The organism is Streptomyces cyaneus, assembly GCF_004028635.1.
GTDB classification, from domain to species: Bacteria; Actinomycetota; Actinomycetes; order Streptomycetales; family Streptomycetaceae; genus Streptomyces; species Streptomyces cyaneus.
Genome location: NZ_RQJW01000008.1, coordinates 437,459 through 461,809 on the forward strand (window position 1 = coordinate 437,459; position 24,351 = coordinate 461,809).

The window sequence follows — 24,351 nt, forward strand, 5'->3', positions numbered from 1 at the left end:
AGTAGCGGATGGCTACGGATGTTGCGCCGACGTTTCCCGGCTGTCAAGAGGTCGTGCCGAAGGATCTTGGGGGAGCGGTGTCCGGGTCAGGCCTCGGCTCGCGGTGCCGTCAGGTACGCGATCACCATGTCGCCGAGCATCGCGCGGTAGTGCTCGCGCTGGGCCGGATCCACCAGGTCGCGGCCGAACAGGGCGCCGAAGGTGTGCCGGTTGGCGACCCGGAAGAAGCAGAAGGAGCTGATCATCGCGTGCAGGTCGACGGCGTCGACGTCGGCCGTGAACAGGCCGGACTGCTGCCCCGACTCCAGGATCCGGCGGATCACGTCCAGCGCCGGAGAGCCGATCTTGCCGAGCTTCTCGGAGGCGGCGATGTGCTCGGCCCCGTGGATGTTCTCGATGCTGACCAGGCGGATGAAGTCCGGGTGCTGCTCGTGGTGGTCGAAGGTCAGCTCGGCCAGGCGGCGGATGGCCGCGACCGGGTCCAGGTGCTCGACGTCGAGCTGCTGCTCGGCCTCCCGGATCACGCCGTACGCGCGCTCCAGCACGGCCGTGAACAGCTGCTCCTTGCCGCCGAAGTAGTAGTAGATCATCCGCTTCGTGGTGCGGGTGCGGGCGGCGATGTCGTCGACCCGGGCGCCGGCGAAGCCGACCCGGGCGAACTCCTGCGTCGCGACGTCGAGGATCTCGGCCTGGGTGCGGGCGGCGTCACGGATCCGCCCGTTGGGTCGTGCCGGTTCGTCGACGCTGGTCATCGGGTTCCTTCGGCGAGGGGCGAGCGCGCCCCCGGTGGCTTGCTCGCGTGCCGGTGATTGTAGAAGGCCGCTCGCATCGCGTGCGGGGCCAGGCCTTCCCAAGCGCCCGCTCCCCCTGCTATGACTAACTCACCAGTTCGTACATTAGTGAGCCGCTCAGGAGGTCCCCCGGTGGCCAAGGACGCCAAGGACTCGTATCTCGTCGGGCTGATCGGTTCCGGCATCGGCCCGTCGCTCAGCCCGGCTCTGCACGAGCGGGAAGCCGACCGGCAGGGTCTGCGCTATCTGTACCGGCTCATCGACATCGATGCGCTCGGCGTTCCCCCCGAGGCGGTGGGCGACCTGCTGCGCGCCGCCCGTGACCTGGGCTTCGACGGGCTCAACATCACGCACCCGTGCAAGCAGCTCGTCATCGAGCACCTGGACGCGCTCGCCCCGCAGGCCGAGGCGCTGGGCGCGGTCAACACCGTCGTCTTCGAGGGCGGCCGGGCCGTCGGCCACAACACGGACGTCACCGGCTTCGCCGCATCCTTCGCGCGCGGACTGCCCGACGTGCCGCTGGAGCGGGTCGTGCAGCTGGGCGCCGGGGGCGCGGGAGCGGCCGTCGCACACGCCATGCTGACGCTCGGCGCCGAGCGGGTCACCGTGGTCGACGCACTGGCCGACCGGGCCGCCGGTCTCGCCGCCTCCCTGAACCGGCACTTCGGCGCCGGCCGCGCGGCCGGCGCCGCTCTCGACGCACTGCCCGTACAGCTGAGCCACGCCGACGGCCTCGTGCACGCCACCCCCACCGGTATGGCCGCCCATCCCGGCCTGCCCCTCCCGGCCGAGCTGCTCCACCCGGGGCTGTGGGTCGCCGAGGTCGTCTACCGCCCGCTGGAGACAGAGCTGCTTCGCACCGCCCGCGCCCTGGGCTGCGCCACCCTCGACGGCGGCGGCATGGCGGTCTTCCAGGCGGCGGACGCGTTCCGCCTGTTCACCGGGCGCGAGCCCGACAGCGCGCGGATGCTCGCGGACATCGCCGAACTGGCGGGTCCCGTAGGAACCCCGAGGTAGGACAGCCAAGGACAGGTAGGAAGAGGTATCGGCATGCGTACGTCCATCGCCACCGTCTCCCTCAGTGGCTCCCTCACCGAGAAACTCACGGCCGCTTCCCGGGCCGGTTTCGACGGTGTGGAGATCTTCGAGAACGACCTGCTGGCCAGCCCCCTCACCCCCGAGGAGATCCGCGGCCGGTGCGCCGACCTCGGCCTCACCATCGACCTCTACCAGCCGATGCGGGACATCGAGGCCGTGCCCGCCGAGGAGTTCGCCTGCAATCTGCGCCGCGCCCGGCACAAGTTCGAGCTGATGCGGCGGCTGGGCGCCGACACCGTCCTCGTCTGCTCCAGCGTCCACCCACTGGCCGTCGACGACGACGCACTCGCCGCCGAGCACCTGTCCCAACTTGCCGACCTCGCCCAGGACTTCGGCATCCGCGTCGCCTACGAGGCGCTCGCCTGGGGACGGCACGTCAGCACGTACGACCACTCCTGGCGCATCGTCGAGGCCGTCGGCCACCCGGCGCTCGGCACCTGTCTGGACAGCTTCCACATCCTCTCCCGCGGCTCCGATCCCAAGGGCATCGAGAACATCCCCGGCGAGAAGATCTTCTTCCTCCAGCTCGCCGACGCCCCGCTGCTCGCCATGGACGTCCTGCAGTGGAGCCGCCACTACCGCTGCTTCCCCGGGCAGGGCGGCTTCGACGTCGCCGGACTGGTGCGTCACGTCCTGCACACGGGGTACGACGGCCCACTCTCCCTCGAAATCTTCAACGACGTCTTCCGCCAGGCCGAGGCCGGCCCGACGGCCGTGGACGCCCACCGCTCCCTGCTGGTCCTGAAGGAGACGGTCGGCCTGGCCACCCCGCCCGCCCCCGTCGTCCCCACCGGCGTCGCCTTCGCCGAACTGGTCACCCCCGACGCCGAACCGGTCTCGGCCGTACTCGGCGCCCTCGGCTTCGCCCGCACCGCACGGCACCGCAGCAAGCCGGTCGACCTCTGGGAGCTGGGCGAGGCCCGCGTCCTGGTGAACACCGCAGGCTCGGCCCGCCGCGACGGCACCGGACTCGCCGCCATCGGCCTGGAGTCACCGGACCCGGCCGGAGCGGCCCGCCGAGCCGAGGCCCTCCTCGCCCCCCTCCTGCCCCGCCGACGCGCCCCGGAGGACGCCCCGCTGGACGCGGTCGCGGCACCCGACGGCACGGAACTCTTCTTCTGCGCGACGGACCGCCCCGAACTGCCCAACTGGCGCGCCGACTTCGTGGAGGTCGAGCACGAGGCAGGGCCCGCGGGCATGCACCGCGTCGACCATCTCGCCCTCGTCCAGCCCTGGCACCACTACGACGAGGCGACCCTCTTCCACCGCAGCGTCCTCGGTCTGCACGCCCAGGAGAGCGTCGACGTCGCCGACCCGTACGGCCTGATGCGCAGCCGCGCCGTCACCAACCCCGACGGCAGTGTCCGTATCGCCCTGAGCGTCGGCGCGGCGCCGACCGACGACACCGTGCACGCCCAGCACATCGCGCTGGCCACGGACGACGTGGTCGCCGCGGCCCGGAGCTACCGGGAGGCGGGCGGGCGTCTGCTGCCGATCCCCGCCAACTACTACGACGACCTGGGGGCTCGGTACGAGTTCGCGGACGGCGAGCTGGAGACGTACCGCGAACTGGGCATCCTCTACGACCGTGACGCGCACGGCGAGTTCCGGCACTGCTACACGGTGACGGTCGGCCGCGTCTTCTTCGAACTCGTGCAGCGCGACGGCTACCGGGGCTACGGCGCCCAGAACGCGCCGGTGCGGCTGGCCGCCCAGCACGTTCTCAGGCCCGGCCGGTGAACCGGCCTACTGGCGGCTGACGGTGCGGGTCACGCCGGCGATGACCGTCGTGGCCAGGATCCAGCCGGTGAGGACGAGGACGTACGACAGCCACTGCTGCCCGCCCTGCGGGGCGAACGCCTGCTCCTGTCCGAAGGAGATCACCGGCAGCAGCAGGTCGAGGGTGTAGAAGAGCGGGTTGAAGTGCGGTGCCTCGTCGGCTTTCAGGGCTGGGGGCGCGTCCAGCGCGAACGCGACCGAGCCGACGGCGAGCAGGGACAGCAGCCAGCCCAAAGCCCGCATCGGCCGGAAACCGTAGCCGACGGTGGCGTCCTGGACGTGGCCCCAAAGGCGGCCGTACCAGGCCAGGGTCGTACGGTGGCGGCGCTGCTTGGCGAGCTGGACGAGGCGGGCCGCGTGGTCGTCGCCGGTGCGGCGGTAAGCGGCGGTCAACTGCTCGTATCCGTGCGGGTCGAACGTGTCCTCGTCCCGCTCCAGCATGGGCAGCCGGCGCTCCGGCGGCTCGTGCGGGGTCAGGGACGTGTAGGTGAGGTCGAGCAGGCGGACCTGGTCCGGCAGCATCTCCGGCTCCAGGTTGAGGTGTTCTATCTGGGAGCGGCGCAGATTGAGCCTGCCCTCGATCGGCGGGCCCTTGCGCAGCCACACCTCGCCGATGACACAGCTGCTCGCCCGCATCGCGGTGCCGCCGGGGTTGGAGAGCCTGCTGTACAGCAGGTCGAGCCGACCGGGTATGCGGGCGCCGCGCATGTCGATGCGGCCATGGGCGCGCAGCCGTCTGCCGAGCACGTTGGTGCCCACTTCGAGGGCCTCCGCGTCGATGACGTTGCCGCCGGGGTTGTGCAGCTCCGCGTCCTCCAGGTCGAGCGAGCCCGCCACGGTGGCGCCGTCCAGCCGGATCCGCCCCCGTGTGCGCAGGTGATGCGCGCACAGGTCGTCGTCGACGGACACCTGGTTGAGCTGGAGGGCGGTCTGCGCGGTGTCGCCGACGGTGATCTCCGCCTGATCGAGGAAGAGGGCGCCCGCGATCTGAGCGCCGTCGACGCGGACGGCCCCGTCGAACCGGCAGCGTGTCAGCCGCAGGCTGCCGTCGATCCGGGCACGCGTCACCGAGAGGCCGGGCAGCTCGGAATCCCGCAGGCTGACGTAGCGCAGCTGGGCACCGACGAAGTCCGGCGCGTGCTCGAAGCGGCAGTGGGTGAGATGGATGACGCTGTCGACCGTCGCATACCTCAGGTCCAGCGGACCGGTGATGCGCGCGCCTCTGACCTTGAGGGCCGCGATCTCCCCGGGTTCCCTGGGGCCGTTGAGCAACAAGGTCCGCAACACCCCGGCACGAAGGGTACGTTCGGGTGCCCCTTCCGGTTCGGTGCCCTCACGAAAGTCCACCTCCGTGGCCGTGGCGAAGGCCTGCCACACCCGCAGTTCGGCCGGCGTCAGATCGTTGATCTCCATCAGCCGGGACTCTGACGCCGGCCGCCGAACCTGTCAACTCGAGGGTGCTGCCTACAGCCTGGTGTTCAACGCCGCGATCACGGGTCGGCCGTGCTCCGTCGACAGACGGCTCACCGTGCCCGTCGCCAGCTGGAACAGCCGCCCGTCCGCCGGTGCCAGCCCCAGCCGGCGGGCCATCACGACGCGCAGGAAGTGCCCGTGGGCCACGAGGATCACATCGCCGTCGAGCAGCGCCACGTCCACTCGGGCGAGCACCCGGTCGGCACGCGCCCCCACGTCGGCCGGTGACTCGCCGGGGTGACCGTCCGGTCCGGGCGGCACTCCGTCGGTCCACAGGTACCAGTCGGGGCGGGAGCGGTGGATGTCGACGGTGGTGACGCCCTCGTAGCCGCCGTAGTCCCACTCGTGCAGGTCCGGTTCCGGTACGGCCCCGCTCACGCCCGCCAGTTCGGCGGTGCGCACGGCCCGGCTCAGCGGGCTGGTGAGCGCCAGGGAGAAGGTCCGGCCGGACAGGAGCGGCGCAAGGGACTTGGCCTGTTCCTCGCCGTCCTGGGTGAGGGGCAGGTCGGTCCAGCTGGTGTGCTGTCCCGACCTGCTCCACTCCGTCTCACCGTGGCGGACCAGCAGGAGATCCCCCACGGCGGGCTACTCCTTCGACTCGACGGCGTGGCCGCCGAACTGGTTGCGCAGCGCCGCGATCATCTTCATCTGCGGGGAGTCGTCCTGGCGGGACGCGAACCGCGCGAAGAGCGAGGCCGTGATCGCGGGCAGCGGTACGGCGTTGTCGATGGCCGCCTCGACGGTCCACCGGCCCTCACCGGAGTCCTCCGCGTAGCCGCGCAGCTTCTGCAGGTGCTCGTCCTCGTCGAGGGCGTTCACCGCGAGGTCCAGCAGCCAGGACCGGATGACCGTGCCCTCCTGCCAGGAGCGGAAGACCTCGCGGACGTTGTCCACCGAGTTGACCTTCTCCAGCAGCTCCCAGCCCTCGGCGTAGGCCTGCATCATGGCGTACTCGATGCCGTTGTGGACCATCTTCGAGAAGTGCCCGGCGCCGACCCGGCCGGCGTGGACATAGCCGTAGGGGCCCTCCGGCTTGAGCGCCTCGAAGATCGGCTTCAGGCGCTCCACGTGCTCCTTGTCGCCGCCGACCATCAGCGCGTAGCCGTTCTGCAGGCCCCACACGCCGCCGGAGACGCCCGCGTCGACGAAGCCGATGCCCTTGATGCCGAGTTCGGCAGCGTGCTTCTCGTCGTCCGTCCAACGGGAGTTGCCGCCGTCGACCACCGTGTCGCCCGGGGACAGCAGGTCCTTGAGCTCGTCGATGACGGTCTGGGTGGCGGTTCCGGCCGGGACCATCACCCAGACCGTGCGCGGCGCGTCGAGCTGCTGCACCAGTGCTTCGAGGCTCTTGACGTCGGAGACCTCGGGGTTGCGGTCGTAGCCGATGACGGTGTGGCCGGCGCGGCGGATCCGCTCGCGCATGTTGCCGCCCATCTTGCCGAGGCCGATGAGGCCCAACTGCATGGCTGTCATGTCAGTTCACTTCCTTGAGTTCACGGTAGGCGGCCACGAGAGCGGCGGTGGAGGCATCGAGACCAGGGACGTCAGCGCCCTCGGTCAGCGCGGGCTCGACCCGCTTGGCGAGGACCTTGCCCAGCTCCACGCCCCACTGGTCGAAGGAGTCGATGTTCCAGACGGCGCCCTGGACGAACACCTTGTGCTCGTAGAGAGCGACCAGCTGGCCGAGGACCGACGGGGTCAGCTCGGGGGCGAGGATCGTGGTCGTGGGGTGGTTGCCCTGGAATGTGCGGTGGGCTACCTGATGCTCCGGGACACCCTCCGCGCGCACCTCGTCCGCCGTCTTGCCGAAGGCGAGCGCCTGGCCCTGGGCGAAGAGGTTCGCCATCAACAGGTCGTGCTGCGCCTTGAGTTCGTCACTGAGCTCGGCGACCGGCCGGGCGAAGCCGATCAGGTCGGCCGGGATCAGCCGGGTGCCCTGGTGGATCAACTGGTAGTAGGCGTGCTGCCCGTTGGTGCCGGGCGTGCCCCACACCACCGGACCGGTCTCCCAGCCCACGACATGGCCGTCACGGTCCACCGACTTGCCGTTGGACTCCATGTCCAGCTGCTGCAGATACGCCGTGAACTTCGACAGGTAGTGCGAGTACGGCAGCACGGCATGCGACTCGGCGCCGAAGAAATTGCCGTACCAGATGCCCAACAGGCCCAGAAGCAGCGGGGCGTTGGACTCGGCGGGTGCGTTCTTGAAGTGCTCGTCGACGGTGTGGAAGCCGTCGAGCATCTCCCGGAAGCGGTCCGGGCCGATGGCGATCATCAGGGAGAGGCCGATCGCCGAGTCGTAGGAGTAGCGGCCGCCGACCCAGTCCCAGAACTCGAACATGTTGTCCGGGTCGATGCCGAAGTCCGTCACCTTCTCGGCGTTGGTCGACAGCGCCACGAAGTGCTTGGCGACCGCCTTGTCCTCGCCGCCGAGCCCGGCCAGCAGCCAGGAACGGGCCGAGGTGGCGTTGGTGATCGTCTCGATCGTGGTGAACGTCTTGGACGCGACGATGAACAGCGTCTCCGCCGGGTCCAGGTCCCGCACCGCCTCGTGCAGGTCGGCCCCGTCGACGTTGGAGACGAACCGGAACGTCAACTCCCGTGCCGTGAACGGGCGAAGAGCCTCGTACGCCATGGCGGGACCGAGGTCGGAGCCGCCGATGCCGATGTTGACGACATTGCGGATACGGCGGCCCGTGTGGCCGGTCCACTCGCCGGAGCGGACGCGGTCCGCGAACGCGCTCATCTTGTCGAGCACCGCGTGCACGGCGGGTACGACGTTCTCGCCGTCGACCTCGATCACCGCGTCGGCCGGGGCACGCAGGGCGGTGTGCAGTACCGCCCGGTCCTCGGTGACGTTGATCTTCTCGCCCCGGAACATGGCGTCCCGCAGACCGAACACATCGGTGGCGGTGGCCAGTTCCTGGAGCAGGGCGAGCGTCTCGTCGTTGATCAGGTGCTTGGAGTAGTCGATGCGCAGATCGCCGACGCGCACGACGTAACGCTGCGCGCGGGCGGGATCGGCCGCGAACAGCTCACGCAGCCGCGGGCGCTGCAGCGTGTCCGCGCGGTGATCCTCCAGCGCCACCCACTCGGGGCGCCGGGTGAGCCGGGGGGAGTCGGACAGCGAGTCAGACATGGTCGGGGGTCTCCTTGGTGCCCTCGCCCCGCAGGGCGATGGCGTACATCTCGTCCGCGTCGAGGCGCCTGAGCTCCTCGGCGATGAGTTCGGAGGTGGTGCGGACCTTCAGCGCGAGGGTGCGCGACGGCTGGCCCGGCAGGGACAGCGTGGCCAGCGGGCCCTCGGGGCGGTCGATGACGATCTCGCCGTTGTCGGTGCCGAGCCGTACGCCGGTGACGACCGGTCCGGCGGTGACGACCCGCTCGGCCGTGACGTGGAGGCGGGCCTCCAGCCAGCGGGCCAGCAGCTCGGCGGCCGGGTTGTCGGCCTCGGCCTCCACGGCCGCCGAGATGATCGGCACCCGGGCCTGGTCCAGGGCCGCGGCGAGCATCGAGCGCCACGGGGTGAGCCGGGTCCAGGCGAGGTCGGTGTCGCCGGGCGCGTAGGAGCGGGCGCGCAGCTCCAGGTCCGCCAGTGGGGTCTCGGTGGTGTACAGATCGGTGATCCGGCGCTGGGCCAGCGCCCCCAGCGGATCCTTCGCGGGGTTCTCCGGCGCCTCCACCGGCCACCACACCACGACCGGCGCGTCCGGCAGCAGCAGGGGCAGCACCACCGAGTCGGCGTGCTCGGACACCTCGCCGTACATACGCAGCACGACCGTCTCGCCGGTACCGGCGTCGGCGCCCACCCGGACCTCGGCGTCGAGGTGGGAGCGGGTGCGGTCGCGCGGGGTCCGGGCGTGCCGCTTGATCACGACCAGGGTGCGCGCGGGGTGCTCGTGCGAGGCCTCCTCCGCCGCCTTGATCGAGTCGTAGGCGTTCTCCTCGTCCGTGACGATCACCATCGTCAGGACCATGCCCACGGCCGGCGTGCCGATCGCTCGGCGGCCCTGCACCAGCGCCTTGTTGATCTTGCTTGCCGTGGTGTCGGTCAGGTCGATCTTCATGGCCTGCGCCAGCTCCGTCCGTCTCGTGCGAGCATCTCGTCGGCTTCCTCGGGTCCCCAGCTCCCGGACGCGTACTGCGCCGGCTTGCCGTGGGTGTCCCAGTACTCCTCGATCGGGTCGAGGATCTTCCAGGACTCTTCCACTTCCTGGTGACGGGGGAACAAATTGGCGTCCCCGAGGAGGACATCCAGGATGAGCCGCTCGTACGCCTCCGGGCTGGACTCCGTGAACGACTCGCCGTAGGCGAAGTCCATCGTCACGTCCCGGATCTCCATCGAGGTGCCCGGCACCTTGGAGCCGAACCGCACCGTCACGCCCTCGTCCGGCTGGACCCGGATGACGATCGCGTTCTGGCCGAGCTCCTCGGTGGCGGTGGAGTCGAACGGGGAGTGCGGCGCCCGCTGGAAGACGACCGCGATCTCGGTCACCCGCCGCCCGAGCCGCTTGCCGGTGCGCAGGTAGAACGGCACGCCCGCCCAGCGCCGGTTGTCGACGTTCAGCTTGACGGCGGCGTAGGTGTCGGTCTTCGACCGCGGGTCGATGCCGTCCTCCTGGAGGTACCCGAGCACCTGCTCGCCGCCCTGCCAGCTCGCCGCGTACTGCCCGCGCACGGTGTGCTTGCCCAGGTCCTGAGGCAGCTTCACCGCCTTGAGCACCTTCAGCTTCTCGGTGAGCAGCGACCCCGCGTCGAACGCGGCCGGCTCCTCCATGGCGGTGAGCGCCATCAGCTGGAGCAGGTGGTTCTGGATGACGTCACGGGCCGAGCCGATGCCGTCGTAGTAGCCCGCCCGGCCGCCGATGCCGATGTCCTCGGCCATCGTGATCTGTACATGGTCGACGTACGACCGGTTCCAGATCGGCTCGAACATCTGGTTCGCGAACCGCAGCGCCAGGATGTTCTGGACGGTCTCCTTGCCGAGATAGTGGTCGATCCGGAAGACCTGCTCCGGGTCGAACACGTCGTGCACGATCGCGTTCAGCTCACGGGCGCTCGCGAGGTCGCGGCCGAACGGCTTCTCGATGACCGCCCGCCGCCATGACCCCTCGGGGGCGTCCGCCAGGCCGTGCTTCTTCAGCTGCTGCACGACGTTCGGGAAGAACTTCGGCGGTACGGAGAGGTAGAAGGCGTAGTTGCCGCTGGTGCCGCGGGCCTTGTCGAGCTCGTCGACGGTGCTGCGCAGCTGCTCGAACGCTTCGTCGTCGTCGAAGGCGCCGGGGATGAACCGCATGCCCTCGGCGAGCTGCTGCCAGACCTCCTCGCGGAACTCCGTACGGGCGTGCTCGCGCACCGAGTCGTGCACGACCTGTGCGAAGTCCTGGTCCTCCCAGTCCCGGCGGGCGAACCCGACGAGGGAGAAGCCCGGCGGCAGCATGCCGCGGTTGGCGAGGTCGTACACGGCCGGCATCAGCTTCTTGCGGGACAGGTCGCCGGTGACGCCGAAGATGACGAGCCCGGACGGGCCCGCGATCCGGGGCAGACGGCGGTCGCGCGCGTCGCGCAGGGGGTTGTCCCAGTCGGGGGTCATTCTGCGTCAGCTCCCTTGCTGCCGAGCGACTTCTTGACGGCGTCCAACAGGTCCTGCCACGCCACCTCGAACTTGGCGACGCCCTCCTCCTCCAACTGGGTGACGACCTCGTCGTAAGAGATCCCCAGCGCCTCTACGGCGGCCAGGTCGGCGCGGGCCTGCGCGTAGCCGCCGGTCACCGTGTCGCCGGTGATCTCGCCGTGGTCGGCGGTGGCGTTCAGGGTGGCCTCGGGCATCGTGTTGACGGTGCCGGGCGCGACCAGCTCGTCCACGTACAGGGTGGACTTGTACGCCGGGTCCTTCACACCGGTCGAAGCCCACAGCGGGCGCTGCTTGTTGGCCTTGGCACCGGCGAGGGCGGTCCAGCGGTCACCCCCGAAGACCTCTTCATAGGCCTCGTAGGCGAGACGGGCGTTGGCGAGGGCGGCCTTGCCCTTGAGCGCGAGGGCCTGCTCCGTGCCGATCCCCGTAAGCCGCTTGTCGATCTCACTGTCGACGCGGGAGACGAAGAAGGAGGCGACGGAGTGGATGACGGAGAGGTCCAGGCCCTTCGCGGCGGCCTTCTCCAGACCGGCCAGGTAGGCGTCCATGACCTCGCGGTAGCGCTCCAGGGAGAAGATCAGCGTGACGTTGACGCTGATGCCCTGGCCGATGACCTCGGTGATGGCGGGGAGACCGGCCTTGGTCGCCGGGATCTTGATCATCACGTTGGGGCGGTCGACCAGCCAGGCGAGCTGCCTGGCCTCGGCGATGGTGGCCGCCGTGTGGTGGGCGAGCCGCGGGTCGACCTCGATGGAGACCCGGCCGTCGCGGCCGTCGGTGGCGTCGTACACGGGCCGCAGGATGTCGGCGGCGGCGCGGACGTCGGCGGTCGTCATCATGCGTACGGCCTCGTCGACCGTGACGCCTCGCACCGCGAGGTCGGCGAGCTGCTCCTCGTAGCCCTCGCCGGAGCCGATGGCGGCCTGGAAGATGGACGGGTTGGTGGTGACGCCCACGACGTTCTTGGTCTCGATCAGCTCGGCGAGGTTGCCCGACTCGATGCGCCTTCGCGACAGGTCGTCCAGCCAGATCGAGACGCCTTCGTCGGCAAGGCGCTCGAGGATTCCCGCGGTCGCGGTTGCTTCGGTGCTCACTGTGATCATCTTCCTTCTGGCGGTCGGATCAACCGCGGGCGGCGGCCAGCGATTCGCGGGCTGCGGCGGCGACGTTCTCGGGGGTGAAGCCGTACTCGGCGAACAGGGTCTTGGCGTCGGCGGAGGCACCGAAGTGCTCCAGGGAGACGATGCGTCCGGCGTCGCCCACGAACCGGTACCAGGTCAGACCGATACCGGCCTCGACGGCCACCCGCGCCTTCACGGCCGACGGCAGGACACTCTCGCGGTACTCGCGCGGCTGCTCCTCGAACCACTCCACGGACGGCATCGACACCACCCGGGTACCGATCCCGTCGGCCTCCAACCGCTCCCGCGCGGCGACGGCGAGCTGGACCTCGGAGCCGGTCGCGATGAGGATCACCTCGGGCGTCTCGCCGGAGGAGTCCTGAAGGACGTAACCACCCTTCGCCGCATCGGCGTTGACCGGCAGCGTCGGCACACCCTGGCGGGTGAGCGCGAGGCCGTGCGGGGCCGGGTTGGTGGAGTGCCGCTCGAGGATCTCGGCCCAGGCGACCGCGGTCTCGTTGGCGTCGGCGGGGCGGACGATGTTCAGGCCCGGGATGGCGCGCAGCGAGGCCAGGTGCTCGACCGGCTGGTGGGTGGGGCCGTCCTCGCCGAGGCCGATGGAGTCGTGCGTCCACACGTACGTCACCGGCAGCTGCATCAGGGCCGACATGCGTACGGCGTTGCGCATGTAGTCGGAGAACACCAGGAACGTGCCACCGTAGATGCGGGTGTTGCCGTGCAGCGCGATGCCGTTCATCTCCGCGGCCATCGAGAACTCGCGGATGCCGAAGTGGACGGTACGGCCGTAGGGGTCGGCCTCCGGCAGCGGGTTGCCCTTCGGCAGGAACGAACTCGTCTTGTCGATCGTGGTGTTGTTGGAACCGGCCAGGTCGGCCGAACCGCCCCACAGCTCGGGGACGACCGCGCCGAGCGCCTGGAGCACCTTGCCGGAGGCGGCGCGGGTGGCGACCGACTTGCCCTCCTCGAAGACGGGCAGGGTGTCCTGCCAGCCCTCCGGGAGCTGACCGGCGACGATCCGGTCGAACAGCCGGGCGCGCTCGGGGTTGGCGGAGCGCCACGTGGCGAGCTGCTTGTCCCAGGCCGCGTGCGCCTCGGCGCCCCGGTCGAGGGCACGGCGGGCGTGGGCGAGGACCTCGTCGGCGACCTCGAAGCTCTGCTCGGGGTCGAAACCGAGGATGGCCTTGGTGGCGGCGATCTCGTCGGCGCCGAGGGCGGAGCCGTGGGAGGCCTCGGTGTTCTGGGCGTTGGGGGCGGGCCAGGCGATGATCGTGCGCATCGCGATGATCGAGGGGCGCTCGGTCTCGGCCTGCGCCGCCTTGAGCGCCGCGTACAGAGCGGCCACGTCGACGTCACCGCCGAGGGCGGGCTCGATCCGCTGCACATGCCAGCCGTACGCCTCGTACCGCTTCAGCACGTCCTCGGAGAACGCGGTCGCGGTGTCGCCCTCGATGGAGATGTGGTTGTCGTCGTAGAGGAAGACGAGGTTGCCGAGCTTCTGGTGGCCGGCGAGGGAGGAGGCCTCGGCGGAGACGCCCTCCTCCAGGTCGCCGTCGGAGACGATCGCCCAGATGGTGTGGTCGAAGGGGGACTCCCCCTCGGGTGCCTCGGGGTCGAACAGACCGCGCTCGTAGCGGGCGGCCATCGCCATGCCGACGGCGTTGGCGACGCCCTGACCCAGCGGGCCGGTCGTCGTCTCGACCCCTGCCGTGTGCCCGTACTCGGGGTGACCCGGCGTCTTCGAACCCTGGGTCCGGAACGCCTTGAGGTCGTCGAGCTCCAGCTCGTACCCGGCGAGGAACAGCTGGGTGTAGAGGGTCAGCGAGGTGTGGCCGGGGGAGAGGACGAAGCGGTCACGGCCGGTCCACTCGGGGTCGGCCGGATCGTGTCGCATCACCTTCTGAAAGATCGTGTAGGCGGCCGGGGCGAGGCTCATCGCGGTGCCCGGGTGGCCGTTCCCGACCTTCTGCACGGCATCGGCCGCCAGGAGGCGGGCCGTGTCGACGGCACGCCGGTCGAGTTCGGTCCATTCGAAGCTGTCCGGTGTCTGCGTGCTCATCTTCAAAAAGTCCTCGATCGGAGCGAAGTGGCTGGTCCAACGCGTTCAAAAGTAAAAGTCTGACTTTTATGAGGGAAGGTCGGCGTGTGTCAGGCTGTGGTGAAAGTGGGACACCGCCGCCGGCGCAGCGCACGGCTGAGCATGGGCGGCGCGCAACTGAGGCGGCACGAGACGGACATGGTGGACACAAGGGTCGAAGGCGGCGACGGAGGGATCAGAACGTTCCCCTTCCCCGTCGAGCTGAGCGTCGGCGGCGTCGGCATGCAGATCGGCCCGATGGGCAGCACCGACCACACCTGGCACGCCGACGAGGCGCCGCTGGAGCGCGTGCACCGCATCGACTTCCACGTCGTGATGCTCTTCAGCCGGGGACCCGTGCGCCACATGATCGACTTCACGGAGTACGAGGCGAGCGCCGGCGACCTGCTGTGGATCCGCCCGGGCCAGGTCCACCGCTTCTCCCGGGCCGGCGACTACCGGGGCACCGTCCTCACCATGCAGCCCGGCTTCCTGCCCCGCGCCACGGTCGAGGCCACCGGCCTCTACCGCTACGACCTCCCACCCCTGCTGCGCCCCGACGATGCCCAACTCACCGCGCTGCGCTCGGCCCTCGCCCAACTCCAGCGCGAGTACGAGGACACCACGACCCTCCCCCTGAGCCTGCACACCTCAGTTCTGCGTCATTCCCTCACGGCATTCCTGCTGCGCCTGGCCCACCTCGCCGCGAGCTCGGCGGAGGCCGCGCGCCAACAGGCCGACACGACCTTCACGCTCTTCCGGGACGCCGTGGAGAAGGGCTTCGCCACCAACCACAGCGTCAGCGCCTACGCCGACCAACTCGGCTACTCCCGCCGGACCCTCGTCCGCGCGGTCCGCGCCGCCACCGGTGAGACGCCCAAGGGCTTCATCGACAAGCGCGTGATCCTGGAGGCGAAGCGGCTCCTGGCCCACACGGACATGCCGATCGGCCGGGTGGGCGCGGCCGTAGGGTTCCCCGACGCGGCGAACTTCTCCAAGTTCTTCCACCAGCACACGGACGTGACGCCGGCATCATTCCGAGCGGACCTGCGCTGAAGCGCCCCGCAGGGGCAACGTGCGCCCCTGCGCCTGTAAACGGTCAGGTCGCCTGCCATGATCGTCATCATGGGGATACACATCGCACCGGCCGCGGTGGCCGACTTCCACCAGGTCCTGGCTGACCACTCCCGTTACTGGGGCGAACGCGACCTTCGGTCGCTGCATCTTCTGGCCCTGGTGCAGGAGTTCGGTTCCACCTGTTTGGTTGCCCGGGCCGAGGACGGAATCCGCGGGTACGTCTTCGGGTTCGTCACCCCGGACGGCACCGGGTACGTGCATCTGATCGCCACGCGGGACGATGCCCGTGGCACCGGTCTCGGGCGTCGTCTGTACACGGCGTTCGCTGAAGCAGCGGAACGTCACGGTGCACGGAAGTTGAAGGCGATCACGTCAGTCGGGAACACCGGCTCGATCGCCTTCCATCGCAGCCTCGGCTTCGACGCGAAGATCGTCGACGACTACAACGGCCCCGGCCAGGCAATGGCCGTGTTCCACCGAGATCTGCCGCTCGACGTCTCGCGGCCCTGACCCACCAACCGTCACCGAGAATCCAGCATTGGGCGGTACTGGTCCGACGACAACTCGTATACCCGTACTCGCCGACCGCAGGTGGGATTGACGGTCTCACGGACCGGATGCATCCCCAGTTTGGTCATGATCCGTTCGGAGGCGTCGTTGCCCACTTGAGTGATGCTGACGATCCGCTCCAGTCCTCGCTCTTCGAACGCGAACCGTACAGCGGCCGCAGCGGCCTCGGTGGCCAACCCCTGCCCCCAGTGGGAACGTCCCAGCCGCCAGCCGACCTCAACCGCCGGCAGTACCTCCGGCAAGAAGTGGGGCACCGAAAGGCCGGTGAACCCGGCCAGCTCGCCAGTGGACCGGATCTCCACGGCGAACAGGCCGAAGCCCTGTGACTCCCACTCGCTCTCCCACGCCTGGATCCCGCTGCGAGTCTGCTGTTCGTCGCGGACGCTGCCGTCACGGATCCACCGCATGACCTCGGGGTCGGCATTGACGGCAGCCATGGGCGCAACGTCTTCCTCGCGCCACCGACGCAGGATCAAACGACGAGTCTCGAGCGTGACCATCCCATCATTCTGGATCACACATGGGAGTTGCTGCCGGCCAGGGCTGACAGACCGATGCCCCGCGAGGCCGCGGAGGGCTCGCAGGGCATCGGCAACGGCACTGTCAGCGGCCGAAGTTGAACCAGTTCACGTTCACGAAGTCGGAAGGCTGACCGCTGGTGAAGGTGAGATACACGTCGTGCGTGCCGGTCACGCCGGTGATGTTCGCCGGGACGGTCCGCCACGACTGCCACCCGCCGGTGTTGGCCACCGCGAAACTGCCGACGGGCGCGTTGCTACGGCTGTCCAGGCGGACCTCGACCAGCCCGCTGACGCCGCCCGTCGCACCGCTCGCCACCCGGCCGACGAACTGAGTGGCCGCCGTGGAGCCGAAGTTGACACCCTTGTACAGCGCCCAGTCGCCGTTCGCGAGGGCCCCGATGTTCTGTCCGCCGCCCGAATCCGACGTGGACTCGGTGCTCGCGCCGCTCTGGCCGTCGTACGACTCGGCCTGGATGGCGCTGTAGGCGTCACGGTTCCCCGAGGGCGGGGGCGTGGTACCGCTCCCACTGGCCGACAGCACCTGCACGTAGTCGACGACCATGGGGTTGCCGGGCTGGGTGTCGGCGTCCAGGCCGCCGCCGAACGCGTCCGGGAAGGCGCCGCCCATCGCCACGTTCAGGATGATGAAGAAGCCGTGGTTGGTGGCGTTGGACCAGGTCGTCGCGTCCACCTGGCTCGCGTTGACCGAGTGGAACTGGGTGCCGTCGACGTAGAAGCGGATCGTCTCGGGGCTCACCGAGCGGTCCCACTCCATGCTGTAGGTGTGGAAGGCCGACTGGCACGTCGAGCCCGGACATGCCGTGGAGCTGCCGAGGCCGGTGGTCTCGTTGCACGGGCCGCCCGGGTTGGTCCCGCAGTGCATCGTGGCCCACACGGTGTTGCGGCCCTGGACGTTCTCCATGATGTCCAGCTCGCCGACGCTCGGCCAGTTCTGGTAGTTGCCGCGGTAGGGCGCGCCCAGCATCCAGAAAGCCGGCCAGTAGCCCTCGGCGGCGGTGCCCGTGACGTTCGGCATCTGGATGCGGCCCTCGACGCGCAACTTGCCGCCCGCCGGGGGCTGGAAGTCGGTCCGCACGGTCTCGATACGGCCCGAGGTCCAGTTGCCGGCCGCGTCGCGCCGGGGCGTGATGCGGAGGTTGCCGCTGCCGTCCAGCGAGACGTTGTTCGTGCTGTTCGTCATCGTCTCGACCTCGCCGGTACCCCAGTTGGCGGGGCCGCCCGGATATGAAGTGCCGGTCGAGTACTGCCAGTTGGAGGTGTTGACGCCGGTGCCGGCGGAGCCGTTGAAGTCGTCCAGGAAGACCTGTGTCCAGCCCGAGGGGGGTGCGGGCGCGGAGGCGTTCGCGGACGGGACGGCGACGGTGGCGGCGGCCGCCGCGAGCCCGAGCGTGCCGAGCACGGCGACGAGCACGCGCCTGAGGGGGCGCCGTCTGCGGTGTATGCCGGAGGGTTCACTCATGGGGGGTGCTGCCTCTCGGTGTACGGGGAGTGGGGTGCGGGTGCCTTCGAGAGCGCCGCGAGTAACGTCTGAGAGCGCTCTCAAAGTGTCGCCAATGTGCTCCCCGGCGCTCTGGCCGTCAAGAGGTGAAGCAGAGAAAACCCTTCCGTCACAGCCGAGTTCACCCTATGAATAGGGAAAGTGAGGATGGCCGGGAGAGAGATTCGGCAGAGAGAAGAGGCCCAGACCGTATGGAGCTCGCCTTCACCGGCTCGGTGATCGAATGGCGCGGGCCGGCGCCGTACTACTTCGTCCGGGTGCCGGACGAGGAGTCCGCCGACATCCGCGAAGTGGCCGCGATGGCCACGTACGGCTGGGGCGTGATCCCGGTCGAGGCACGGGTCGGCGAGGTCGCCTTCGAGACGTCGCTCTTTCCCAAGGACGGGGGCTACCTGCTGCCGCTCAAGAACGCGGTACGGCGGCCGCAGGGTATCGGGTCCGGCGACGAGGTGGCCGTGGAGATGACCGTCCGCCTCTAGGCCCTGTCATTTGGATCATCCCGGCGTCGCGGGCCGGCTGAAGGCACTGCACCTCACAGCCGGCCTGATCCAAACGACAGGGCCTAGCCCGAGCAGGCCACCGGTCGGCTGCGCGGCGACGGGGGCGATCAGGGCCCCTACTCCTCCTTCTCCGGCTGCCACCCCAACCCCCGCGAGATCCCGCGCGCCGCGAGCCGCACCGCCGGCACCAGCACCGGGACCTGGGCGTCGGCCTGGGGGACGACGACGGACACGGCGGCGACCACCGAGCCGCCCGGGCCGCGCACCGGTGCGGCCACCGACAGTGCGTCGTCGGTGACCTGGCGGCTGCTCACCGCCACCCCCGTGCGGCGTACCTCGGCCAGGACGCGGCGCAGTCGGGCGGGTTCGGTGACGGTGTACGGCGTGAAGGCGGCGAGCGGCCCGGCGCAGTACTCCTCCTGGAACCCGGGGGCACTGTGCGCGAGCAGCGCCAGCCCCACCCCGGTGGCGTGCAGCGGCCAGCGCGCTCCGACCCGGATGTGCACGCCGACCGCCGAGCGCCCCGAGAGCCACTCGATGTAGACGACCTCGGGCCCGTCCTGGACCGCCAGCTGCACATTCTCGTGCGTCGCCTCGTACAGGTCCTCCAGATACGGCAGCGCGATCTGCCGCAGCGCGAGCCCGCGCGGGGCCAGCGCCGCGATCTCCCACAGCCGCAGCCCGACGTGGTAGAGCCCGGCCTCGTCCCGCTCCAGGGCGCCCCACTCGGTGAGGGCGGCCACGAGCCGGTGCGCGGTGGTCAGGCTCAGCCCGGCCCGCCGGCTGATGTCCGTCAGGGACAGCGCCGGGTGCTCGAGGTCGAAGGCCCCGAGGACGGACAGCAGCCGGTCGGGCGCGGAGCGGGTGGTCATGGCCGGGCGTCTCCCGGATGGGCCAGGTCGTACGGGCGGGGGTAGGTGGAGGGCCGGTAGGCCGCGTAACGTGCCTCGGTCGTCGAATCCGCTTGCTGGGAACGGGAGTTGAGGCTTTCCGGCGAGGCGTCCCAGTGGCCCGTGTCCAGCCGGTGCTCCAGGGTGTGCAGGGCGCCCAGCCTCTCGCCCGGGGTGAAGGTGCAGTGGCCGGGGGCGTCGACGTAGGCCTGGCTGAGCAGGGCACCGGAGCCGGCCGCGGTGGCGGCCCGCCGGTAGGCGCTCTCGGCCTGGACGGGGATCAGGGCGTCGCCGGTCGTGTGGATGTTCAGCTGGGGGTCGGCGAGCCGGCCCGAGAAGGCGCTGGTGTGCCGCATCCACCCTACGGCCGCGGGGTCGGCCGAGATCCGGGGTGCACGGTTCAGGGCGGTGAGGTCGGTGCGCAAGGACAGTCCCGCCTCCTGGTAGAGCTCGGTCACCTCTTTGTACAGCGGGGAGCGGGCGAGCATCGCGGTGTAGTCGACCCCGGTGTTCCAGGACATGTTGCCACCGGCCCGGCTCTCCGCCTCCTGCCGCCAGCTGAAGGCGGGCCTCTGGATGAGCCCGGTGACGGCCGTGTACTGGTTGGCCTGCTGGGTCTGCCAGTCGGTCGGGCCCGGTTTGGTCTGCGTGGCGTCGTTGTAGCCCGGGATGTTGTGCAGCGCGGCGGCGAGGGCGATGCGGGCGCGGCCCTCGGGGGTCTGCTGGGCCGCGCTGGTCTTCGAGGCGAGCGTGTTCGCTGCGGCGACCGCGGCCGCCTGGTCGGCGAACCCGGTGAGCGGGATGTCCGCGCCCGGCGCGAGCAGGGTCTTCAGGGCGAAGACCGGGTCCAGGGTGCTGTTCCAGTTGGCCACCCCGCCCTGGACCAGCCCGCACATCGACAGCGATCCGTCGAAGCGGTCGGCGTGCCGCTCGGCGAGGGCCGTCGTGACGAGGCCGCCGTACGACCGGCCCCAGGCGAGCGTCCGCCCGGCCGTGCCGAACTTCTCCGTGAACAGGTCGAGGGTGGCGAGCTGGTCGGGCACGGCATCCGTCACCGCCCAGCCGTTCGTGGCGTACGAGGAGCCGATCAGTGCGTATCCCTCGGCCAGGAGCTTGTCGCGGGTGGTGGAGTCGGGGGAGTCCTCGCCGGGGCTGGGCGAGCCTGCGGGGCGGTAGCCGTGGCTGAAGAGGAGCACGGTGCCGTTCCAGTCGGCGGGTACGTCCATCAAGTACGCGGCGCCAGAAGGGAGTTTGCCCTCCAGGTGGGTGTCGGTCGCCGCCTGTGCGGGGAGCGCGGTCGCGGTGGCCGCGCACACGGCAGCCGCGGTCAGTAAGGCGATACGGGTGCGGAATCTCAACGGAGCGTCCCTTCCGGTGTGGGGGTGTGGGCGGGGGAGCCGGGGGCGTCCAGCGTGTCGGTGTGTGTCTCGCGCAGCCGCCACACGGTGAGCGCGGTGATCGCCGCGCCGCCGCACAGCAGCAGGGAGACGGGCGTACTGCTGCCGCCGGACGAGGCGAGGAGGCTGCTGGCGATCAGCGGCGAGAACCCGGCGCCGAGCAGGGTGGCCGCCTGGTAGCCGAGCGAGGCGCCGGTGTAGCGGACCCGGGTGCCGAACATCTCGCTGAGCAGTGCGCCGAGCGGGCCGTACATCGTGGACTGGGCGACGCCGTGCCCGAGGGCGAGGGCGAGGATCAGCAGCCCGGGGGAGCCGGAGTTCACCAGCGCCAGCACGGGGAAGGCGAGCGCGGCCGAGGCGACGGCGCCGGCCAGGACCACCGGACGGCGGCCCACCCGGTCGGAGAGCGCGGACGCGGCGGGCAGGACCACCAGGGCCACACAGGAGGCGACGGTCACGGCGGTGAGCACCTGCGGCCGGGTGTACCCGTGCTGGACGGCGTACGAGATCATGAATCCGGTCAGCAGTGACTGGGCGGTGAACGCGCCGATGCCGACACAGGCGGCGAGCAGCACGGGCTTGGGCCGCCGCAGCACCTCCACCACCGGCGGCCGGTCGGGCTTCGGCTCGCGCTTGGCCTGGGCGAACAGCGGGCTCTCGGCGACCTTGAGGCGCACGAACAGACCGACGCCCAGCAGCAGGATGCTCAGCAGGAACGGCACCCGCCAGCCCCAGGCGCGGAACTCGTCGTCCGGCAGGGCGGAGACCAGCGTGACCACGCCGGCCGACAGCACCGAGCCGAGCGGGGCGCCGAGTTGGGTGAAGCTGGACCACAGGCCGCGCCGGGCGCCCTGGGTGCGTTCGGCGTGCTCGACGACCATGAGGGTCGCGCCGCCCCACTCGCCGCCGATCGCCAGGCCCTGCACCACGCGCAGGGTCACGAGCAGGACGGGCGCCCACACGCCGATCGCGTCATAGGTGGGCAGCAGGCCGATGAGGAAGCTTCCGCAGCCCATCAGCAGCATGGTCAGCAGCATCATCGACTTGCGGCCGATCCGGTCGCCGAAGTGGCCGAAGACGATGCCGCCGAGCGGGCGGGCCACATAGCCGGCGGCGAAGGTGCCGAAGGCCGCGATGGTGCCGACCGCGGGGTCGGCCTTGGGGAAGAACAGATCGCCGAAGACGAGCGCGGCGACCGTGCCGTACACGAGGAAGTCGTAGAACTCGACCGCGGTGCCGAGCAGCCCGGAGAGGGCGACGCGGCGCAACTGGCGGGTGTCGGGGGACGGTTGAGGGGCGGACGTAGGGGATGGCTGCACGATGAGCTCCCTGATGCCGGGGCCTGGCACCGGCTGGGGACAAGCCGATGCCCCGGTGAAGTTAGGCAGTCATCGTGCAGCCGTCAATAAGTTGCACAACATCAGCTCGGCCGCTCCTCCGCGATCCGCAGCAGCAGCCCGTGCAGGGTTTCGCGTTCGGCCTCATCCAGCGGGTCCAGGAGGTCGTTCGTCACCCGCAGCCCCGCCTCGTCGGTGTCCCGCAGGAAGGTGCGGCCCTCGGCGGTGAGGACGACGATGCGGCTGCGGCGGTCGTCGGGGGACGGGCGGCGCTCGGCGAAGCCCAGCTTCTCCAGATCGTCCACCAGGCCGACGATCGCGCTCGGGTCGTAGCCGAGCTGCGCGCTCAGCTCGCGCTGGAGCGCCCCCTCGGACGTCACGAGGAAGCGCAGCACCGCGTAGTGGCGCAGGCGCAGCCCCGACTCCTGCAGGAACGTGTTGAACAGCTGACCCGAGCGCAGGCCCAGGCGGTACAGCAGGTAACCCGTGTCCGCGTGCAGTCCGCGCATCCACGGTTCGTTCGCATCGATGGGTGCCGGGTTCGTGGCGTGCTGGCGGGCGATGGCGGACTCCCTGATCTCGGCCCCTGGTGGCGGGGGTTTCTCTGTGCAGATTCCAGCATGACGCACCCGAAGGTCACCAACAACTATTGACGACAACAATTATTGCTTTTAACTTCGATCTCGTCAGCCGCTTCGATCTCGTAGCCGCACCCCCCGTCGAAGGGACCCTCCCGTGCCCAGCATCGATCTCACCGGCAAGGCCGCCGTCGTCACCGGCAGTGGCCGCGGCCTCGGCCTCGCCTACGCCCACGCCCTGGCCGCGCACGGCGCCTCCGTGGTCGTCAACGACGTCGACGAGGCCGTGGCGGAGGCGGCCGTGAAGTCCATCACCGAGGCCGGCGGCACCGCCGTCGCCGAGGTCGTCCCGGTCGGCACCACCGAGGCCGCGGAGCGGCTGGTGAACCGCGCGGTCGAGGAGTTCGGGCGGCTCGACATCCTGGTGACCAACGCGGGCATCCTGCGCGACAAGGTCCTGTGGAAGATGACCGACGAGGACTTCGACGCGGTGATCACCACCCACCTCAAGGGCACGTTCACCTGCGCCCGCGCCGCCGCCGTCCGCATGCGCGAGCAGGGCGAGGGCGGCAGCCTGATCCTGGTCGGCTCCCCGGCGGGCCAGCGCGGCAACTTCGGGCAGACGAACTACGCCGCCGCCAAGGCCGGCATCGCCGCCTTCGCCCGCACCTGGTCGATGGAGCTCGGCCGCGCGAACATCACCGTCAACGCCATCGTGCCGGTCGCCGCGACCGCGATGACCGAGACCATCCCCGCGTTCGCCCCGTACATCGAGGCCATGAAGAACGGCGAGCCGCTGCCGGACTTCCTGCGCAAGGGCGAGGGCTTCGGCACCCCCGAGGACTGCGCGGCCCTCGTCCCGTTCCTCGCCTCCGAGGCGGCCCGTGGCATCACCGGCCAGGCCATCGGCATCGGCGGCGACAAGGTGGCACTCTGGTCGCATCCGCAGGAGATCGCGGCGGCCTACGCCGACGGCGGCTGGACCCCCGACACCCTGGCCCACGTCTGGCCCACCTCGGTCGGCGCCGAGCTCCAGTCGGTCGGCATCCCGGCGCCCAAGTTCCCGGAGGCGTAAGCCATGACAGCGACCCTCAACGTCGAGGAACTCGTCGCGATCGACGTCCACACCCACGCGGAGGTGTCCTCCAAGGGCCACTCCTCCCTGGACGACGACCTGCACGACGCCTCCTCCGCCTACTTCAAGGTCGAGGGCAAGCGGAAGCCGACCTTGGAGGAGACCGCCGCCTACTACCGCGAGCGCAAGATGGCCGCCGTGATCTTCACGGTCGACGCCGAGTCCGCGACCGGCACGCCGCCCGTCCCGAACGAGGAGGTCGCCGAGGCCGCGGCCGCCAACTCCGACGTCCTCATCCCCTTCGCCTCCATCGACCCCTTCCGGGGGAAGGCGGGCGTCAAGCAGGCCCGTCGCCTGGTCGAGGAGTACGGGGTGAAGGGCTTCAAGTTCCACCCCAGCATCCAGGGCTTCTTCCCCAACGACCGCTCGGTGGCCTACGACCTCTACGAGGTCATCGAGGAGACGGGCACGATCGCCCTCTTCCACACGGGCCAGACGGGCATCGGCGCCGGAGTCCCCGGCGGGGGCGGCATCCGGCTGAAGTACTCCAACCCCCTCCACGTGGACGACGTCGCCGCCGACTTCCCACACCTGAAGATCATCCTGGCGCACCCGTCCTTCCCCTGGCAGGACGAGGCGCTCGCCGTCGCCACGCACAAGCCCGGTGTGCACATCGACCTGTCCGGCTGGTCGCCCAAGTACTTCCCGCCGCAGCTCGTGCAGTACGCCAACACGCTGCTGAAGGACAAGGTGCTCTTCGGCTCCGACTTCCCCGTCCTCACCCCGGACCGCTGGCTCGCCGACTTCGAGAAGCTGTCGATCAAGGACGAGGTCAAGCCGAAGATCCTCAAGGAGAACGCCGCCCGCCTGCTCGGGCTGACGAAACCGTAAGGGG

22 protein-coding genes are annotated in these 24,351 nt (G+C 70.3%); 7 read left to right on the top strand and 15 right to left on the bottom strand.

The annotated features are described in order from the left end of the window. Positions 1-86: 86 nt before the first annotated feature. Positions 87-752: a TetR/AcrR family transcriptional regulator gene (locus tag EHO50_RS30230; RefSeq protein ID WP_128434371.1), complete on the bottom strand. Its 666-nt coding sequence runs from the start codon at positions 750-752 to the stop codon at positions 87-89. 171 nt (positions 753-923) lie between these two features. Between EHO50_RS30230 and EHO50_RS30235 the strand changes: the two genes are divergently transcribed. Both EHO50_RS30235 and EHO50_RS30240 read left to right on the top strand, forming a co-directional pair. After that, positions 924-1,808: a shikimate dehydrogenase gene (locus EHO50_RS30235; RefSeq protein WP_128434372.1), complete on the top strand. Its 885-nt coding sequence runs from the start codon at positions 924-926 to the stop codon at positions 1,806-1,808. A gap of 33 nt (positions 1,809-1,841) precedes the next feature. Next, positions 1,842-3,629 carry a bifunctional sugar phosphate isomerase/epimerase/4-hydroxyphenylpyruvate dioxygenase family protein gene (locus EHO50_RS30240; RefSeq protein ID WP_128434373.1) on the top strand — a complete coding sequence of 596 codons (1,788 nt, stop codon included), beginning with the start codon at positions 1,842-1,844 and terminating at the stop codon, positions 3,627-3,629. 6 nt (positions 3,630-3,635) lie between these two features. Here EHO50_RS30240 and EHO50_RS30245 read toward each other — a convergent pair whose 3' ends face one another. Genes EHO50_RS30245 through tkt form a run of 8 tightly spaced genes read right to left on the bottom strand, consistent with a single transcriptional unit; the run spans position 3,636 to position 13,974 of the window. After that, complete coding sequence (locus tag EHO50_RS30245) at positions 3,636-5,081, bottom strand: membrane-associated oxidoreductase (protein WP_128434374.1); 1,446 nt, start codon at positions 5,079-5,081, stop codon at positions 3,636-3,638. A 51-nt stretch (positions 5,082-5,132) separates the two neighbouring features. Further along, complete coding sequence (locus tag EHO50_RS30250; protein ID WP_128434375.1) at positions 5,133-5,720, bottom strand: histidine phosphatase family protein; 588 nt, start codon at positions 5,718-5,720, stop codon at positions 5,133-5,135. A gap of 6 nt (positions 5,721-5,726) precedes the next feature. Next, a complete protein-coding gene (gnd, locus tag EHO50_RS30255; RefSeq protein ID WP_128434440.1) occupies positions 5,727-6,605 on the bottom strand; it encodes a phosphogluconate dehydrogenase (NAD(+)-dependent, decarboxylating) in 879 nt (292 codons plus the stop codon). Between the two features lie 10 nt (positions 6,606-6,615). After that, on the bottom strand, positions 6,616-8,268 hold the full coding sequence (gene pgi, locus EHO50_RS30260) for a glucose-6-phosphate isomerase (RefSeq protein ID WP_128434441.1): 1,653 nt from the start codon (positions 8,266-8,268) through the stop codon (positions 6,616-6,618). A 4-nt stretch (positions 8,269-8,272) separates the two neighbouring features. Beyond that, positions 8,273-9,208 (bottom strand): glucose-6-phosphate dehydrogenase assembly protein OpcA, encoded by a 936-nt coding sequence (gene opcA / locus EHO50_RS30265; protein ID WP_128434376.1) that lies wholly within the window; start codon positions 9,206-9,208, stop codon positions 8,273-8,275. Next, positions 9,205-10,734 (bottom strand): glucose-6-phosphate dehydrogenase, encoded by a 1,530-nt coding sequence (gene zwf, locus EHO50_RS30270; RefSeq protein WP_128434377.1) that lies wholly within the window; start codon positions 10,732-10,734, stop codon positions 9,205-9,207. The genes opcA and zwf overlap by 4 nt, the downstream gene beginning before the upstream one ends. Beyond that, positions 10,731-11,879: a transaldolase gene (gene tal / locus EHO50_RS30275; protein WP_128434378.1), complete on the bottom strand. Its 1,149-nt coding sequence runs from the start codon at positions 11,877-11,879 to the stop codon at positions 10,731-10,733. Before tal ends, zwf begins: the two co-directional genes overlap by 4 nt. 19 nt (positions 11,880-11,898) lie before the next feature. Further along, positions 11,899-13,974, bottom strand: coding sequence for a transketolase (gene tkt, locus EHO50_RS30280; RefSeq protein WP_128434379.1), 2,076 nt, complete (start codon positions 13,972-13,974; stop codon positions 11,899-11,901). A 177-nt stretch (positions 13,975-14,151) separates the two neighbouring features. Between tkt and EHO50_RS30285 the strand changes: the two genes are divergently transcribed. Then, positions 14,152-15,048 carry a helix-turn-helix domain-containing protein gene (locus EHO50_RS30285; protein WP_128434380.1) on the top strand — a complete coding sequence of 299 codons (897 nt, stop codon included), beginning with the start codon at positions 14,152-14,154 and terminating at the stop codon, positions 15,046-15,048. Positions 15,049-15,105: 57 nt separating this feature from the next. After that, the gene (locus tag EHO50_RS30290; RefSeq protein ID WP_128434381.1) at positions 15,106-15,579 is read left to right on the top strand and encodes a GNAT family N-acetyltransferase; all 474 of its coding nucleotides are present in this window, start codon (positions 15,106-15,108) and stop codon (positions 15,577-15,579) included. Positions 15,580-15,590: 11 nt separating this feature from the next. Here EHO50_RS30290 and EHO50_RS30295 read toward each other — a convergent pair whose 3' ends face one another. Together EHO50_RS30295 and EHO50_RS30300 are read right to left on the bottom strand one after the other, a co-directional pair. Then, entirely contained in the window at positions 15,591-16,139 is a 549-nt protein-coding gene (locus EHO50_RS30295; RefSeq protein ID WP_128434382.1) for a GNAT family N-acetyltransferase, read from the bottom strand. 103 nt (positions 16,140-16,242) lie between these two features. Next, positions 16,243-17,640, bottom strand: coding sequence for a glycoside hydrolase family 16 protein (locus EHO50_RS30300; RefSeq protein WP_128434383.1), 1,398 nt, complete (start codon positions 17,638-17,640; stop codon positions 16,243-16,245). A 230-nt stretch (positions 17,641-17,870) separates the two neighbouring features. On the opposite strand from EHO50_RS30300, the gene EHO50_RS30305 reads away from it, so the two are divergent. Continuing rightward, a complete protein-coding gene (locus tag EHO50_RS30305; RefSeq protein ID WP_128434384.1) occupies positions 17,871-18,158 on the top strand; it encodes a DUF1905 domain-containing protein in 288 nt (95 codons plus the stop codon). Between the two features lie 137 nt (positions 18,159-18,295). Here the strand turns inward: EHO50_RS30305 and EHO50_RS30310 are convergent, their stop codons facing one another. The 4 genes from EHO50_RS30310 to EHO50_RS30325 all read right to left on the bottom strand — a co-directional run bounded on the left by EHO50_RS30310 (position 18,296) and on the right by EHO50_RS30325 (position 22,312). Beyond that, the gene (locus EHO50_RS30310; RefSeq protein WP_128434385.1) at positions 18,296-19,051 is read right to left on the bottom strand and encodes an IclR family transcriptional regulator; all 756 of its coding nucleotides are present in this window, start codon (positions 19,049-19,051) and stop codon (positions 18,296-18,298) included. After that, complete coding sequence (locus EHO50_RS30315; RefSeq protein ID WP_246101563.1) at positions 19,048-20,427, bottom strand: prolyl oligopeptidase family serine peptidase; 1,380 nt, start codon at positions 20,425-20,427, stop codon at positions 19,048-19,050. Before EHO50_RS30315 ends, EHO50_RS30310 begins: the two co-directional genes overlap by 4 nt. Next, the gene (locus EHO50_RS30320; RefSeq protein ID WP_128434387.1) at positions 20,424-21,785 is read right to left on the bottom strand and encodes an MFS transporter; all 1,362 of its coding nucleotides are present in this window, start codon (positions 21,783-21,785) and stop codon (positions 20,424-20,426) included. The genes EHO50_RS30315 and EHO50_RS30320 overlap by 4 nt, the downstream gene beginning before the upstream one ends. A gap of 101 nt (positions 21,786-21,886) precedes the next feature. Beyond that, complete coding sequence (locus EHO50_RS30325; protein WP_128434388.1) at positions 21,887-22,312, bottom strand: MarR family winged helix-turn-helix transcriptional regulator; 426 nt, start codon at positions 22,310-22,312, stop codon at positions 21,887-21,889. A gap of 226 nt (positions 22,313-22,538) precedes the next feature. Here EHO50_RS30325 and EHO50_RS30330 point away from each other — a divergent pair, with 226 nt between their 5' ends. Continuing rightward, a complete protein-coding gene (locus tag EHO50_RS30330; protein WP_128434389.1) occupies positions 22,539-23,456 on the top strand; it encodes an SDR family NAD(P)-dependent oxidoreductase in 918 nt (305 codons plus the stop codon). A 3-nt stretch (positions 23,457-23,459) separates the two neighbouring features. Then, positions 23,460-24,347: an amidohydrolase family protein gene (locus EHO50_RS30335; protein WP_128434390.1), complete on the top strand. Its 888-nt coding sequence runs from the start codon at positions 23,460-23,462 to the stop codon at positions 24,345-24,347. Positions 24,348-24,351: the final 4 nt, after the last annotated feature.

Coding starts and splice junctions, on each gene's coding strand:
- EHO50_RS30230 (WP_128434371.1), bottom strand. CDS start 752: ATGACCAGCGTCGACGAACCGGCACGACCCAACGGGCGGATCCGTGAC.
- EHO50_RS30240 (WP_128434373.1), top strand. CDS start 1,842: ATGCGTACGTCCATCGCCACCGTCTCCCTCAGTGGCTCCCTCACCGAG.
- EHO50_RS30245 (WP_128434374.1), bottom strand. CDS start 5,081: ATGGAGATCAACGATCTGACGCCGGCCGAACTGCGGGTGTGGCAGGCC.
- gnd (WP_128434440.1), bottom strand. CDS start 6,605: ATGCAGTTGGGCCTCATCGGCCTCGGCAAGATGGGCGGCAACATGCGC.
- opcA (WP_128434376.1), bottom strand. CDS start 9,208: ATGAAGATCGACCTGACCGACACCACGGCAAGCAAGATCAACAAGGCG.
- zwf (WP_128434377.1), bottom strand. CDS start 10,734: ATGACCCCCGACTGGGACAACCCCCTGCGCGACGCGCGCGACCGCCGT.
- tal (WP_128434378.1), bottom strand. CDS start 11,879: ATGATCACAGTGAGCACCGAAGCAACCGCGACCGCGGGAATCCTCGAG.
- tkt (WP_128434379.1), bottom strand. CDS start 13,974: ATGAGCACGCAGACACCGGACAGCTTCGAATGGACCGAACTCGACCGG.
- EHO50_RS30285 (WP_128434380.1), top strand. CDS start 14,152: ATGGTGGACACAAGGGTCGAAGGCGGCGACGGAGGGATCAGAACGTTC.
- EHO50_RS30290 (WP_128434381.1), top strand. CDS start 15,106: ATGATCGTCATCATGGGGATACACATCGCACCGGCCGCGGTGGCCGAC.
- EHO50_RS30295 (WP_128434382.1), bottom strand. CDS start 16,139: ATGGTCACGCTCGAGACTCGTCGTTTGATCCTGCGTCGGTGGCGCGAG.
- EHO50_RS30300 (WP_128434383.1), bottom strand. CDS start 17,640: ATGAGTGAACCCTCCGGCATACACCGCAGACGGCGCCCCCTCAGGCGC.
- EHO50_RS30305 (WP_128434384.1), top strand. CDS start 17,871: ATGGAGCTCGCCTTCACCGGCTCGGTGATCGAATGGCGCGGGCCGGCG.
- EHO50_RS30310 (WP_128434385.1), bottom strand. CDS start 19,051: ATGACCACCCGCTCCGCGCCCGACCGGCTGCTGTCCGTCCTCGGGGCC.
- EHO50_RS30325 (WP_128434388.1), bottom strand. CDS start 22,312: ATGCGCGGACTGCACGCGGACACGGGTTACCTGCTGTACCGCCTGGGC.
- EHO50_RS30335 (WP_128434390.1), top strand. CDS start 23,460: ATGACAGCGACCCTCAACGTCGAGGAACTCGTCGCGATCGACGTCCAC.